Below are 12,545 nucleotides of genomic sequence, written 5' to 3' on the forward strand. Positions count from 1 at the left end.
GCTATGGACCAGAAGACGTTTATCAAAACCCTGCGCAGTTGGCAGAACGGCTCGATCAGTCGTCGCGAATTTCTTGGTCGCACCGGCCTGGGAATTGCCGCCGCCGTGGTCGCCACCAACATGCCCGGCCTGCTGACGTCCAGTGCAGAAGCGGCCGAACAGGCCAAGCTGGGGGATCGCCTGTCACTCGCGACGTGGCCGAACTACCACAGCCAGGAAAACCTCGACACTTTCGGCAAAACCACCGGCGCCCGCGTCTCGATGAGCGTGTTCGGTTCCAACGAAGAAATGCTCGCCAAGTTGCAAGCCGGTGGCAGTGGCTGGGACGTACTGGTTCCGACCAACTACACCATCAGCACTTACGTCGGCCTGGGATTGATCGAGCCGCTGGACCTGTCGCGCATCCCCAACTTCGATGCCTCGGCATTCCAGCAAAAATTCATGGCCCAAGGCACCGTGGACGGCAAGGTGTACGCCGTGCCGAAAAACTGGGGTACCACCGGCATGCTCTACGACGCCGGCAAACTGAAGAACGGGCCGAGCAGCTGGAAAGAGTTCTGGGCCGCCACCCAAGGCCCTGCCAGCGGCCGGACGATGGTTCACGATTACCAGTTGACCGCCATCGGCAACGCCCTCAAAAGTTTCGGCTACAGCTTTAACTCCCTCGACCCAAAAGAATTGGCCGACGCGGAAAAACTGCTGATCGAAGTTAAACCGCACTTGTTCGCCATCAACTCCGACATTCAGCCATCAATGCGCAGCGGCGATGCCTGGCTCGCGATGTCGTGGACCGGCGACGCCTCGCAATTGCACCGCGACAACGCGCAGATGCAGTTCGAATTGGGCAAGGAAGGAGGCGAACTGTGGAGTGATTTCTTTGCCATCCCGAAAAGCTCGGAGCACAAGGACGCGGCCTACGCCTTCATCAATTACCTGCTCGACCCGCAGCACAACAAGCTCGAAGTGTTGAGTCACGGCTATCCGAGCGGTGATAAACGGGTCGATGCATTGCTTCCCACCGCGATGCTCGACGATCCGATCATGTACCCGGCCGCCGAAGCACTCAGCCCACTAGAGTTCGGCGCCGCCGCAACGCTCACCAGCCCGGCGCGCGCCGAACTGATGGCGCGTTTCAAGTCCGCCTGATCGCCTGATCATGGCCAATGAGGAGTCACCCATGAATGCTGCCGCCCACCCGCAAACGGTGCAGCCAGGCAATGCCCTGTCAATCGAGGTACGCCAACGGCGCAGCCTCGGTCGGCGGATCACCCTGCTGATGCTCTTGCCTTCGACCTTGTGGTTCCTGCTGCTGTTATTGATGCCGCTGGTGATCATCCTGGTCTTCAGTTTCGGCGAGCGCAGTGCCGTGGGTGGCTACGCCGGTGGCTTCACCCTGGCCAACTACCTGAACCTCGGCTCGCGTGGCGCGGCATTCAGCAACACGCTGATGCTGGCGCCACTGGGCACCCTGGTGTGCCTGGTCGCGGCCTACCCGCTGGCGTACTTCCTGGCGGTCAAGGTCACCCGTAACCGCTCGCTGTTGCTGACGCTGGTGATCGTACCGTTCTGGACCAGTTTCCTCATCCGCACCTACGCCTGGATCTTCATCCTCAGCGGCAAGGGTATCCCCGCCCTGCTCGCCAGCTTGGGCCTGGAAGACGTGCGGCTGATCAACACGCCGTGGGCGGTGCTGATCGGTATCGTCTACGGCTACCTGCCACTGATGGTGTTTCCGATTTACGTCAGCCTCGAAAAACTCGACAAACGCCTGCTCGAAGCCTCTGCCGATCTTGGTGCCAGCGCATTCGAGAGCTTCCGGCGGATCACCTTGCCGCTGTCCGCGCCGGGAATCATCACCGGAGTGATGCTGGTGTTCATCCTGTTAATGGGCGAGTTCCTGATCCCAGCGATTCTCGGCGGCGGCAAAGTGTTCTTTGTCGGCAACGCGCTGGTCGACCTGTTCTTGCAGTCGCGCAACTGGCCGTTCGGCAGTGCCCTGGCAATGACACTGGTGGCGATGATGCTGCTGATCATCGGCGTGTATCTGAAACTGGTGGCGCGCTACGGCGGCCGCCCTGCAGATGGAGGGTTGTGACATGTGGCTGCGCAGCTATTCGACCTCGCTGTACTTGTTTCTCTACGCGCCGATCGCGTTGATCGTGCTGTTCAGTTTCAACGCCGGGCGCAGTGGCCTGGCCTTCGAATGCTGCTCGGTGCAATGGTTTGGTCGCGCCTTCGGCAACCCGTTCATCATGGAAGCGCTGGGGCACAGTGCGTTCATCGCCTTTACTTCGGCAGTGATCGCCACATTGTTCGGAACCCTGGCCGTGTTCGGCCTGCAACGCGCGGGTAAAAAAGTACGCCTGTTGTTCGATGCACTGACCTATTGCGCGATCATCGTGCCGGGCATCGTCATCGGCATCTCGACGCTGATTGCGTTCATTACCCTGTTCGACCTGATCAACCCGCTGCTGGCAAGCTGGATACCGAATGTGCCGCGTCTGAACATGGGTTTTGCCACGGTGATTGCTGCGCATTCGCTGTTTACCATGGCGCTGGTCATGGTGATCGTGCGCAGCCGCGTCGACTCGCTGGACAAGGCCTTGCTCGAAGCTTCGGCGGACCTCTATGCCCCACCCATGCAAACGTTCTGGCGGGTCACCCTGCCGCAGATCAGCCCGGCAATCATGGCCGGATTCCTGCTGGCGTTCACCTTCAGCTTCGACGACTTCATCATCGCGTTCTTCGTAGCCGGTTCTGAAACGACGTTGCCGATCTACATCTTTTCATCGATCCGCCGCGGCGTGACGCCAGAAATTAACGCGGTCTCGACCGTCATTATCTGCGCCTCGCTGGCCCTGCTATTCACTTCCCGCTCTCTGCAAAACCGCCGCACCGGCGTCCAGGAGTCCGACCATGCGTGATCAGCTTTATATCAACGGCGAGTGGGTCAGCCCGGACCTGGGCGGTTATCTGGACGTCATCGACCCGGCCACCGAAGCCGTTTTCCATCGGGTAGCCGCGGGCACCGAAGAAGACATCGATCACGCGGTGCGCGCCGCACGCCGAGCGTTTGATAATGGCTGGAGCCAGACCACCGGCGCCGAACGCGCGCAATGGCTGGAGGCATTGGCTGATGAACTGGAAAACAGCCAAGCGGCCCTGGCCGAACTGGAAGTGCGTGACAACGGTAAACCATTGCCCGAAGCGCAATGGGACGTCGGCGATGCCATTGGTTGCTTCCGATATTACGCCGGCCTGGCCCGCGAACTGGATCACCAGCAGGATCAACCGCTGGCGTTGCCGGACGCACGCTTCCGCTGCCGTATCCGTCATGAGCCGATTGGCGTCGTCGGGCAGATCATTCCCTGGAACTACCCTTTGTTGATGGCGGCGTGGAAAGTCGCGCCGGCCCTGGCTGCAGGCGCCACGGTGGTGTTGAAACCGTCCGAACTGACGCCGCTCACCGCACTGGAGCTGGCCGCTGCCGCCGACCATATTGGTTTGCCCGCCGGGGTATTGAACGTGGTCACCGGCCTCGGTGCCGACGCCGGCAGCCCGCTCACCGAGCATTCCGGCGTGGACAAACTGGCCTTCACCGGCAGCGTGCCCACCGGGGCGAAAATCATGTCGGCGGCCGCCCGCGACATCAAGAACATCAGCCTCGAACTGGGCGGAAAGTCTGCATTCATCGTCTTCGACGACGCCGATGTAGAGGCGGCGGTGGAATGGATTCTATTCGGGATTTTCTGGAACCAGGGCCAGGTGTGCAGCGCCACGTCACGCCTGCTGGTGCAGGAAAACATTGCCCCGCGACTGGTCGAACGACTGGTAGAGGAAACCCGCAAGATCAGTATCGGCCCGGGCATGGAACCCGGTGTCCTGCTCGGCCCACTGGTCAGTCAAAGCCAGCATGACAAGGTCCTTGGTTTCATTGATCAAGGCCTCGCCAGCGGTGCCCGTCTACTCATCGGTGGTCGGCGACCGGCGCATCTGCCTGAAGGTTACTTTATTGAACCGGCAATCTTCGACGAGCCGGGACACAGCAGCATTCTCTGGCGCGAAGAGGTGTTCGGCCCGGTGCTGTGCATCAAGCGTTTCAAGACCGAAGAGCAAGCGGTGCAAATGGCCAACGCCAGCCGCTTCGGCCTCGCCGCCGCGGTCATGAGCGCTGATGTGCAACGCACCGCCCGCGTCGCCAACCAATTACGCGCGGGGATCATCTGGGTCAACTGCTCGCAGCCGACCTTCGTCGAAGCCCCGTGGGGCGGGATGAAACACAGCGGGATTGGCCGCGAGTTGGGCCAGTGGGGACTGCACAATTACTTGGAGGTGAAGCAAGTCACCGAGTACATCAGTGACCAACCGTGGGGCTGGTACTTGAAATAGTCGATTTCGAATCAGAGGCTCACTCCCACAAACGGCCTGTGGATGTTTCATCGCCAGATGACAGCTTTGACTTGATAAAGGACCTCCGTCATGTATTTTTAACTGACCGGCCTTTTTTCTGGAGACATCCCATGCCACTGGTTCGTGTCGACATCAAAAAACACCAAGACCCTACCTTCGCCAAACGCGTCGGCCAGCTGATTTACGCGGCCATGCACAGCGCCATTGCCGTACCGGAGAACGATAACTTCCAGATCCTGACGGAACACGATGAACACCATTTCATCTTCGACCCTGGATACCTGGGCATCAACCGCACCGACAATCTGGTGATCATCCAGATCACGCTGAGCGAAGGCCGGACGGACGAGAAGAAAAAGCTGCTCTACAAAACCATCGCCGAGAGCCTGAATCGCGAGCTGGCGGTACGCCTGGAGGATGTGTTCATCAATCTGGTGGAAGTTAAAAAAGAGAACTGGTCGTTCGGCAACGGGATTGCCCAATACGCCCTTTGATTCCCCACCTTTCATACCTGTGAGCCACTGATGCCGCGAGTTTCCCGCAAGCAAGCCGACCTCAACCGCGAAATCATCGTCGAGGCCGCCACGCGGCTGTTTCGCGAGCGAGGCGTACACGGCATCAGTGTCGTCGACGTCATGGGCGCCGCAGGCCTGACCCATGGCGGCTTCTATGGGCATTTCGAGTCCAAGGAGGCATTGGCGCAGGAAGCCAGTGGTCGGGCGTTCGAGCAATCGGCTGAACGCTGGCGGGAACGGATCGCCGCCCATGTCGACGACAAGGACGCCGCCCGTCGTGCGCTGATCGAGCCTTACCTGTCGCCAGCCAGCCGCGACAACCCGGGTGACAGCTGCCCGGTGGCGGCTTTTGCCGGGGACATGTGCCACGAAGCAGCCGACAGTGGTTTGCGCCAGACCTTCATGGAGGGGCTCAACCGGCTGCTGAAAGCCTATGGTTCGCTGCTCGATTCGGGCGATGTCGATGCCGATCGGCAACAGGCACTGGTGGAGTACTCGCTGATGGTGGGCGCCCTGACCCTCGCCCGCGCCACCCGCGGTGAGGCCGTATCGGATGAAATTCTCGACGCCGCCCGCACCTTTCTGACGTCAAAAGGTTCATCAAACTGAACATCCGCGTGTGCGACTGTTGGCCGTTGCTAAACTGTTCGGGAGTCCGCAATCTGAAGCAACGTTCGAGCCCCGACAATTTCGATGCCCACAGGAGCGCAACATGCCTGCAACCGTTCTGGTACTGGTTGAAACCATCAATGATTACTTGCCGATTCTCGAACATCAGGGTTTTCACCTGATTCTTGCCCCCACACCCGCCGAACGCGCGGCGGCCATCAGCCGTCATGGAGCGCAGATCGATGCTGTGCTGACACGCGGCCCGTTGGGTCTTTACGCCGATGAAATCGCCGCCCTGCCCAATCTCAAGATTATTTGCGTCATCGGTGCCGGGTACGAACACGTCGACCTGCAGGCCGCCGCTGACCGCGGCATCACGGTGACCAACGGTGCCGGCGTCAATGCCTCATCAGTCGCCGACCACGCCATGGCCATGCTGCTCGCGCTGGTGCGTGACATCCCCCGCTGTGATGCGGCAGTGCGTCGTGGTGAGTGGCCGAAGATCATGCGCCCTTCCCTGGCCGGCAAGCGCCTGGGCATCCTGGGCCTCGGCGCCGTCGGCATGGCCATCGCCAAACGCGCCGCCAATGGCTTCGACATGACGGTCAGTTACCACAACCGCCAGCATCGCAGCGATGTGCCGTACACCTTCTGCTCAACGCCCACCGAACTGGCGCGCACCTCGGACTTCCTGATCATCGCGACCCCTGGCGGCATTGGCACCCGACATTTGATCAACAAGCCAGTCCTCGACGCCTTGGGGCCCAACGGGTTCCTCGTCAACATCGCCCGCGCCAGCGTGATCGTCAGCACCGACCTGATCAGTGCGCTTGAACAACGACGCATTGCCGGGGCCGCGCTGGACGTGTTCGATGCCGAACCGCATGTGCCGGAGGCGCTCAAGTCGCTGGCCAACGTGATCCTGACGCCTCATGTGGCGGGTTTGTCCCCGGAGGCGACTCAAGGCACTGTCGAACTGGTGGGACGCAATCTGATGGCGTTCTTCTCCGGCCACCCGGTCTTGACCCCCATCGAACTGCCGTCATCGCTGAGCAGCGCTGCGATTTGAGGTTCATTCAAACAGGTGTATCAAAAGCAATGATTGCCCGGCAACACGCTCACCTATAAGGGCCGTTCATGGTTGTGGGTGCCGGGTGCGCGGATTAGATTAGCCAATAGTCGCAGGCCTCCAAAATAAGCAGAAGGGATAAGCATGGCGCTTACTGACCAGTCCACCCGTATCCGCTCTGGCGAAGAACTTGATGCCAGCCTGATCGATCCGTACCTCAAGGCACACATTCCGGGCCTCAGTGGTTTGCCGCAGATCAGCCAGTTTCCCGGCGGCGCATCGAACCTGACGTACCTGCTGGAATACCCCGAACAGGAATTTGTCCTGCGTCGGCCGCCATTTGGCCACAAGGCCAAGTCCGCCCACGACATGGGCCGTGAATTCCGCATTCTCAACCAGCTCAAGGACGGCTTCCCGTATTGCCCCAAAGCCTACGTGCACTGCACCGACGAATCGGTGATCGGCGCCGAGTTCTATGTGATGGAACGGGTCAACGGGATCATCCTGCGCTCCGAACTGCCGCCGGAACTGGGTCTGGATTCGGCAAAAACCGAGGCCCTGTGCAAAAGCTTCATCGACAAGTTCGTTGAACTGCACCGTGTCGACTACACCGCCTACGGCCTGGGTGATCTCGGCAAACCCGAAGGTTATGTCGCCCGCCAGATCAAAGGCTGGAGTGATCGTTACGAGAAAGCCCTGACCCCGGACGCGCCACAGTGGGACGTGGTCAAAGCGTGGCTCAACGACAAAATGCCGGCCGATCACCCGACGTCCAGCATCGTCCACAACGACTATCGCTTCGACAACGTGATCCTCGACCCGCAAAACCCGATGCAGATCATCGGTGTGCTCGACTGGGAACTGACCACACTCGGCGACCCGCTGATGGATCTGGGCAACACCCTCGCCTACTGGATCGAAGCCAGCGACCCGGCACCGGTGCAACTGATGCGCCGCCAGCCCAGCCATGCACCGGGCATGCTGACCCGCCGTGAATTCGTCGACTACTACGCTGAACGTTCGGGCATCCAGATCGACAATTTCGACTTCTACTACACCTACGGCCTGTTCCGCCTGGCCGGTATCGTGCAGCAAATCTACTACCGCTTCTTCCATGGTCAGACCCAGGACAAACGCTTCGCGCAGTTCATTCACATGAACAAACTGCTGGAGCAAATGAGCCTGCAAGTCATCCAGAAATCCAGCCTTTGATTACGCGCCTGGCCCAATAACAAGACTTTCCATAAGAGAACCCCATGTCCAAGACTCAGTTGTTCGACCTCGACGGCAAGATCGCTTTCGTTTCCGGCGCCAGCCGTGGCATCGGTGAAGCCATCGCCAAACTCCTGGCCCAGCAAGGCGCCCACGTCATCGTCTCGAGCCGCAAGCTCGACGGCTGCCAGCATGTGGCCGACGCGATCATCGCCGCCGGCGGCAAAGCCACCGCCGTCGCTTGCCACATCGGTGAAATGGAGCAGATCAGCCAGGTCTTCGCCGGTATCAAGGAACAGTTCGGCCGTCTCGACATTCTGGTCAACAACGCAGCGACCAACCCACAGTTCTGCAACGTGCTGGACACCGACCTCAGCGCCTTCCAGAAAACCGTCGACGTCAACATCCGCGGCTACTTCTTCATGTCGGTGGAAGCCGGCAAAATCATGCGCGAAAACGGTGGCGGCAGCATCATCAACGTCGCCTCGATCAACGGCGTCTCGCCGGGTATCTTCCAGGGCATCTACTCGGTGACCAAGGCCGCCGTGATCAACATGACCAAAGTATTCGCCAAGGAATGCGCACAGTTCGGCATCCGCTGCAACGCCCTGCTGCCAGGCCTGACCGACACCAAGTTTGCCTCGGCACTGGTCAAGAACGATGCGATTCTGAAAACCGCGTTGCAGCAGATTCCGCTCAAGCGTGTTGCTGATCCGAGTGAAATGGCCGGCGCGGTGCTGTACCTGGCGAGTGAGGCGTCGAGCTACACCACTGGGGTTTCGTTGAATGTGGACGGTGGGTACTTGTCCTGATTTGATTCGTCAGCAACCCTGTTAAGGGTTGGCACACTACAAACCCTGTGGGAGCAAGCTCGGCTCCCACAGGTTCTGTGTTTGGGGTCTATTGGGTAATGCAGCGCGTGGTCGTGGTCATCCGCTTCACTTCCCCCTCCGCTCTCGCATCACCCAACACTTCGGTCTTGTCGATGGTTTCGCAGTGGCGCTCTACCGGGGGTAACGGTGGCGGCGGTGGCGGTGGACTGGAGCAGCCGCTGAGGATCGCAATGCAGAAGGCAAGCGACAGCGGCGAAAAAGCACGTTTTCCAAGACTGTTCATAGGCTGACCTGCGGTAAGTAATCGATGTTTTCCGCGACTCGACGACAACACCGCGAAGTCGCGGACCGGTCACAGAAAATTTTACCCTCGCATTTCTTATAGCCCAGTCACCGGCCAATGCCAGCAAATAAGCCACTCAAGTCGATTTTTACCCCGAAAAACGACAGCTCTTATTGATTCTCGCCTGGGTGATGCAAACTATTGCTCTGCAACTCGTAACGCAGCTCTTCAATCAGCGACGCCAGCGCTTGTGGCGAATTTAGGCTCGACACCTTCAACCCGCTGACCACCAGGTCAACCTCACCCGACTCCGGGTGATACAGCTTTACCGTCACCGAGTTGTCTCCCGACACGCTGCATTCGCAGGCGCGTGGTGAAAAGTGCTGCTCCAGCAGCGCACGCAATTGCGTCAGGTAAATCATTGCGATTCCCCCTTAAGCTGGCTGGCAACCTCGTCGATAGAAACGAAATTAAGTGGGCGACGCATAGGGCAATTCCTTGAGCTGTTTCGTAGAGGACGCGAAGGGGTCAAAGCCCCCTTTTCGCACCCTTACAGCCTAAGGACTGGCGTCTGGTCCCAACACGTCCATTTGCACTGCCTCCACTAGTGCATTTGCACCCTAGCGCTGGCCCTTGGGGCGCCATTCACTGGAGAACAGTCCGCGCTCGCGGGACCAGACAATCGCCTCGCTGCGACTGTGAACGCCAAGCTTGGAATACACCGTCGATACGTGATTGCGCACCGTGTTCAGCGCCAGTTTCAGGCGCACGGCGATCTCCTTGTCGGCCAGTCCCTCGCAGATCAGGCCGAGTACATCGCGCTCGCGAGCGGTCAGGTCGGTGAAGGACACGCTGGGTAACTTCGGCGAGTTGACGCTTTTCACGTTGGCGAGTTTTTCGATCAGCGTACGGCTGAACCAGGAAGCGTCTTTCATCACCTCCTCGATGGCCGCGACCAGTTCAAGCTCGGTGCGTTTGCGTTCGGTGATGTCCATCAACACCAGCAGGTAACAAGGACTGTCCTGAATATTCACGGTGTCAGCCGAGATCGTGCAGTCAATCAGGAGCGTGTCTTTTTTGCGGATCCTGACATCGACGCGGTCCAGGCTCCCGGCCTTCTCCAGCGCTGCAAACAGCTGCGTGCGCGCGGCCTTGTCGTCGATGAAGTCGATCTCCGCGAGCGTCTTGCCGAGCACTTCCTCGCTGGGATACGCGAGGGTGTCGAGAAAGGCCTCGTTCACGTCGATCACCACCTGATCCTGCGCACTGCATACCAGCGTCGGCACCGGTGTCAGGCGAAAGGCCTTGGCGAAGCGCTCCTCGCTCTGGCGCAGGGCAATTTCGGCTTTGTGCCGGGGCTCCATGTCGACGAACGAAAACAGCATGCAGTCTTCTTCGTTCAACTCCAGCGGCTGCCCCGCAACGATCACCTGTTTGCTGCCACCGTCAGCCAAGCGCAGCTCGGCCTGCATCTGTGGAATCGTGGCGTGCTCGCGCAGACGCTCGATGGCCAGGTCTTTCTTTTCGGCGCCTTCGAGGATGTCCAATTCATAAGTCGACACGCCGATCACCTGATCGCGGGTAAAACCGGTCATCTCCAGGAAACCGCCGTTGACCTTGATGTAACGCAAATCGCTGAGGCGACAAATCACCGCCGGGGCCGGGTTGGCGTTGAAGGTCTTTTCGAAACGCTGCTCGGCGCTGGCCCATTCGGTGACGTCGTCCATGATCAGCACCAGCGACTCCGGCTCACCGGCGCTGTCGGCCACCACCAAGCTGCGCACCCGGTGCACCCACATGTGCTCTTCATCGTCGGTCGGACTGACTTCAACCAGCACATCGCTGAACGTTTCGCCCCGGGCGACGCGGCTGACCGGGTAATTGTCCTTCGGCACCGGGTGATTGTTCCGATAGCGCAAGGCGAAGCGCTTGGCGTACTCCCGGGCATTGGCGCCCAGTTCGTTGATCTGCTCGACACCGTGCATGGCCAGCGCGGCGTCATTGGCCCAGAGGATCGTCTGATCGAGTTCCAGCAGAATCACGCCGTCGGACAAACCGGCAATAATCTGCTGCAACTGGCGACGATTGGTTTCGGTGCTCAGGACGTCCTGACTCATTGGATCTCCACACATTTAGCGGCACCCATGCACGGCGCCCAGTGAAGATTACGACCACGCAGAAGCGGGATCGTGCAAAGAACCTGTGTGCGAGCAAGCTCGCTCCCACAGGTTTTTGTAGGTATCCGTTGGGCCGGTTATTGCAAGTGCAACCAATTCTGTAACCCCGCCAGCTTGTCCGGATTACGCATGATGAAAATCCGGCTCACGCACCCCGCCTCGTCAAAACCGAAGGTCATTGACGCTGTGATAACCCCGTCAGCCTTGATGATCACACCTTGGGCCCCATTGATTTCCATCGGCAACCATTCGCAGGTCTGCCAATAGGCGTGCAGCGACTGGCCAATGAAATCAGCAACGCGGGTAATGCCCAGCAGGGTTTCGCGGATGGCCGAGGCCTTGCCACCACTGTCCGCACAAAGTTCGACGTCTTCGCTCAGCATCGCGGTCAACGCTGTGGTCGAGCCGCTGGCGATGGCGCTGTGGAAAGCGTTCAACAGTTGATCCTGACGCATCGGCTCCGGTTGGTAGCGCGCGTGCCCGGCGCCGAGGCTGGTTTTGGCCCGGGACACCAGTTTTCGACAAGCCGCTTCCTGAACCCCGACCGCATCCGCGACGTGCGCGTAATCCATGTCGAATATTTCGTAGAGCAGGTACGCCGCACGCTCCTTGGGGGTCAGCCGTTCGAGCAACAACAGGAACGCCGTGGACAGCGACGAGGCCAGTTCATGCATGTGCTCGGGTGAATCCTGATGGGTGGTGTGAATCGGTTCCGGCAGCCAGGTGCCAATGTAATCGACCCGCGACTTGTGCGCCGACCGCAGCAGATCAATGCAGTGCCGGGTGCACGCTGTGGTGAGCCAGGCGGCCGGCGTGGCAATGGAGGCCCGATCAGCCTCCAGCCATCTGATGAACAGCTCTTGCACGACATCCTCGGCTTCAGCGCGTGAGCCGAGAATGCGGTACGCCAGACCGAGCAAAAAGGGCCGACGTTGCTCGAACACAGCGGCGGCGTTTTCAGCGCAATTCATCGATCAGTGCCTCGACACCTGCAAACGGTTCCACAGGTTGATCATGCCGATCTCGGCCGTCAAGGCACCGATCTGCGCGTCAGTGAAGTGCTCACGCAAGTCACCGCGCAAACGGGCGTAATCGGTCTTTTCATCGAGCACGGTCAGGGCTTCGGTCCAGGCCAGCGCAGCGCATTCGGCGGCGCTGAAATCACTGACGTGGCGCCAGACGATCAAGCGGTCGAGACGCTCGTTGCGTTCATTGGCCTCACGGGCTTCGCGGGTGTGCATTTTCACGCAGAAACCACACTGGTTGATCTGCGAAGCGCGCAGATGAATCAGGTGTTTGAGGGTGGGTGCCAGGTCGTGGTTATCGAGGGTGACGTGGACCTGAGTCAGGCTTTCGAAAACCTGTGGGATCGATTGCAGCAAGTTGACCGGTTGGGTGTTGGACGACATCGTATTGCTCCACTGTTTAAAGGGTTCA

Annotated in this window: 13 protein-coding genes; 9 read left to right on the forward strand and 4 right to left on the reverse strand. The window is 59.7% G+C overall.

Going from position 1 to position 12,545, the window contains the following annotated elements; translation table 11 throughout:
* Positions 1–3 precede the first annotated feature (3 nt).
* From AB4N43_RS04145 to AB4N43_RS04185, 9 genes are all read left to right on the forward strand, one after another.
* Positions 4–1,146, forward strand: a complete 1,143-nt coding sequence (locus AB4N43_RS04145; protein WP_460153265.1) for an ABC transporter substrate-binding protein — start codon at positions 4–6, stop codon at positions 1,144–1,146.
* A 31-nt stretch (positions 1,147–1,177) separates the two neighbouring features.
* Complete coding sequence (locus AB4N43_RS04150; RefSeq protein ID WP_046031379.1) at positions 1,178–2,095, forward strand: ABC transporter permease; 918 nt, start codon at positions 1,178–1,180, stop codon at positions 2,093–2,095.
* Between the two features lies 1 nt (position 2,096).
* Positions 2,097–2,924, forward strand: coding sequence for an ABC transporter permease (locus tag AB4N43_RS04155; protein ID WP_460153267.1), 828 nt, complete (start codon positions 2,097–2,099; stop codon positions 2,922–2,924).
* Positions 2,917–4,389, forward strand: coding sequence for an aldehyde dehydrogenase family protein (locus tag AB4N43_RS04160; protein WP_059180980.1), 1,473 nt, complete (start codon positions 2,917–2,919; stop codon positions 4,387–4,389). The genes AB4N43_RS04155 and AB4N43_RS04160 overlap by 8 nt, the downstream gene beginning before the upstream one ends.
* Before the next feature lie 131 nt (positions 4,390–4,520).
* Positions 4,521–4,904: a tautomerase family protein gene (locus tag AB4N43_RS04165; protein WP_027923324.1), complete on the forward strand. Its 384-nt coding sequence runs from the start codon at positions 4,521–4,523 to the stop codon at positions 4,902–4,904.
* Positions 4,905–4,934: 30 nt separating this feature from the next.
* Positions 4,935–5,534, forward strand: a complete 600-nt coding sequence (locus AB4N43_RS04170) for a TetR/AcrR family transcriptional regulator (protein ID WP_194939605.1) — start codon at positions 4,935–4,937, stop codon at positions 5,532–5,534.
* A 103-nt stretch (positions 5,535–5,637) separates the two neighbouring features.
* Complete coding sequence (locus AB4N43_RS04175; protein ID WP_027923322.1) at positions 5,638–6,603, forward strand: 2-hydroxyacid dehydrogenase; 966 nt, start codon at positions 5,638–5,640, stop codon at positions 6,601–6,603.
* A 144-nt stretch (positions 6,604–6,747) separates the two neighbouring features.
* The gene (locus tag AB4N43_RS04180) at positions 6,748–7,815 is read left to right on the forward strand and encodes a phosphotransferase family protein (RefSeq protein WP_027923321.1); all 1,068 of its coding nucleotides are present in this window, start codon (positions 6,748–6,750) and stop codon (positions 7,813–7,815) included.
* Between the two features lie 44 nt (positions 7,816–7,859).
* Positions 7,860–8,627 carry an SDR family oxidoreductase gene (locus AB4N43_RS04185; protein WP_027923320.1) on the forward strand — a complete coding sequence of 256 codons (768 nt, stop codon included), beginning with the start codon at positions 7,860–7,862 and terminating at the stop codon, positions 8,625–8,627.
* Between the two features lie 474 nt (positions 8,628–9,101).
* On the opposite strand, the gene AB4N43_RS04190 is transcribed toward AB4N43_RS04185, so the two are convergent.
* The 4 genes from AB4N43_RS04190 to AB4N43_RS04205 all read right to left on the reverse strand — a co-directional run bounded on the left by AB4N43_RS04190 (position 9,102) and on the right by AB4N43_RS04205 (position 12,517).
* Positions 9,102–9,353: a DUF1652 domain-containing protein gene (locus AB4N43_RS04190; protein WP_027923319.1), complete on the reverse strand. Its 252-nt coding sequence runs from the start codon at positions 9,351–9,353 to the stop codon at positions 9,102–9,104.
* A 198-nt stretch (positions 9,354–9,551) separates the two neighbouring features.
* Entirely contained in the window at positions 9,552–11,048 is a 1,497-nt protein-coding gene (locus AB4N43_RS04195) for a helix-turn-helix transcriptional regulator (RefSeq protein ID WP_027923318.1), read from the reverse strand.
* Positions 11,049–11,185: 137 nt separating this feature from the next.
* Positions 11,186–12,079, reverse strand: a complete 894-nt coding sequence (gene sigJ, locus AB4N43_RS04200; protein WP_410922020.1) for an RNA polymerase sigma factor SigJ — start codon at positions 12,077–12,079, stop codon at positions 11,186–11,188.
* Positions 12,080–12,082: 3 nt separating this feature from the next.
* Positions 12,083–12,517, reverse strand: a complete 435-nt coding sequence (locus AB4N43_RS04205) for a carboxymuconolactone decarboxylase family protein (protein ID WP_194939607.1) — start codon at positions 12,515–12,517, stop codon at positions 12,083–12,085.
* Between the last annotated feature and the right edge of the window lie 28 nt (positions 12,518–12,545).

The sequence above is a fragment of the Pseudomonas sp. S2_B07 genome, assembly GCF_054668435.1.

Excerpts from the sequence above, each read along its gene's own strand:
- AB4N43_RS04160 (WP_059180980.1), top strand. The coding sequence starts at position 2,917 with ATGCGTGATCAGCTTTATATCAACGGCGAGTGGGTCAGCCCGGACCTG.
- AB4N43_RS04145 (WP_460153265.1), top strand. The coding sequence starts at position 4 with ATGGACCAGAAGACGTTTATCAAAACCCTGCGCAGTTGGCAGAACGGC.
- AB4N43_RS04185 (WP_027923320.1), top strand. The coding sequence starts at position 7,860 with ATGTCCAAGACTCAGTTGTTCGACCTCGACGGCAAGATCGCTTTCGTT.
- AB4N43_RS04175 (WP_027923322.1), top strand. The coding sequence starts at position 5,638 with ATGCCTGCAACCGTTCTGGTACTGGTTGAAACCATCAATGATTACTTG.
- AB4N43_RS04170 (WP_194939605.1), top strand. The coding sequence starts at position 4,935 with ATGCCGCGAGTTTCCCGCAAGCAAGCCGACCTCAACCGCGAAATCATC.
- AB4N43_RS04205 (WP_194939607.1), bottom strand. The coding sequence starts at position 12,517 with ATGTCGTCCAACACCCAACCGGTCAACTTGCTGCAATCGATCCCACAG.
- AB4N43_RS04155 (WP_460153267.1), top strand. The coding sequence starts at position 2,097 with ATGTGGCTGCGCAGCTATTCGACCTCGCTGTACTTGTTTCTCTACGCG.
- sigJ (WP_410922020.1), bottom strand. The coding sequence starts at position 12,079 with ATGAATTGCGCTGAAAACGCCGCCGCTGTGTTCGAGCAACGTCGGCCC.
- AB4N43_RS04190 (WP_027923319.1), bottom strand. The coding sequence starts at position 9,353 with ATGATTTACCTGACGCAATTGCGTGCGCTGCTGGAGCAGCACTTTTCA.
- AB4N43_RS04195 (WP_027923318.1), bottom strand. The coding sequence starts at position 11,048 with ATGAGTCAGGACGTCCTGAGCACCGAAACCAATCGTCGCCAGTTGCAG.
- AB4N43_RS04180 (WP_027923321.1), top strand. The coding sequence starts at position 6,748 with ATGGCGCTTACTGACCAGTCCACCCGTATCCGCTCTGGCGAAGAACTT.
- AB4N43_RS04150 (WP_046031379.1), top strand. The coding sequence starts at position 1,178 with ATGAATGCTGCCGCCCACCCGCAAACGGTGCAGCCAGGCAATGCCCTG.
- AB4N43_RS04165 (WP_027923324.1), top strand. The coding sequence starts at position 4,521 with ATGCCACTGGTTCGTGTCGACATCAAAAAACACCAAGACCCTACCTTC.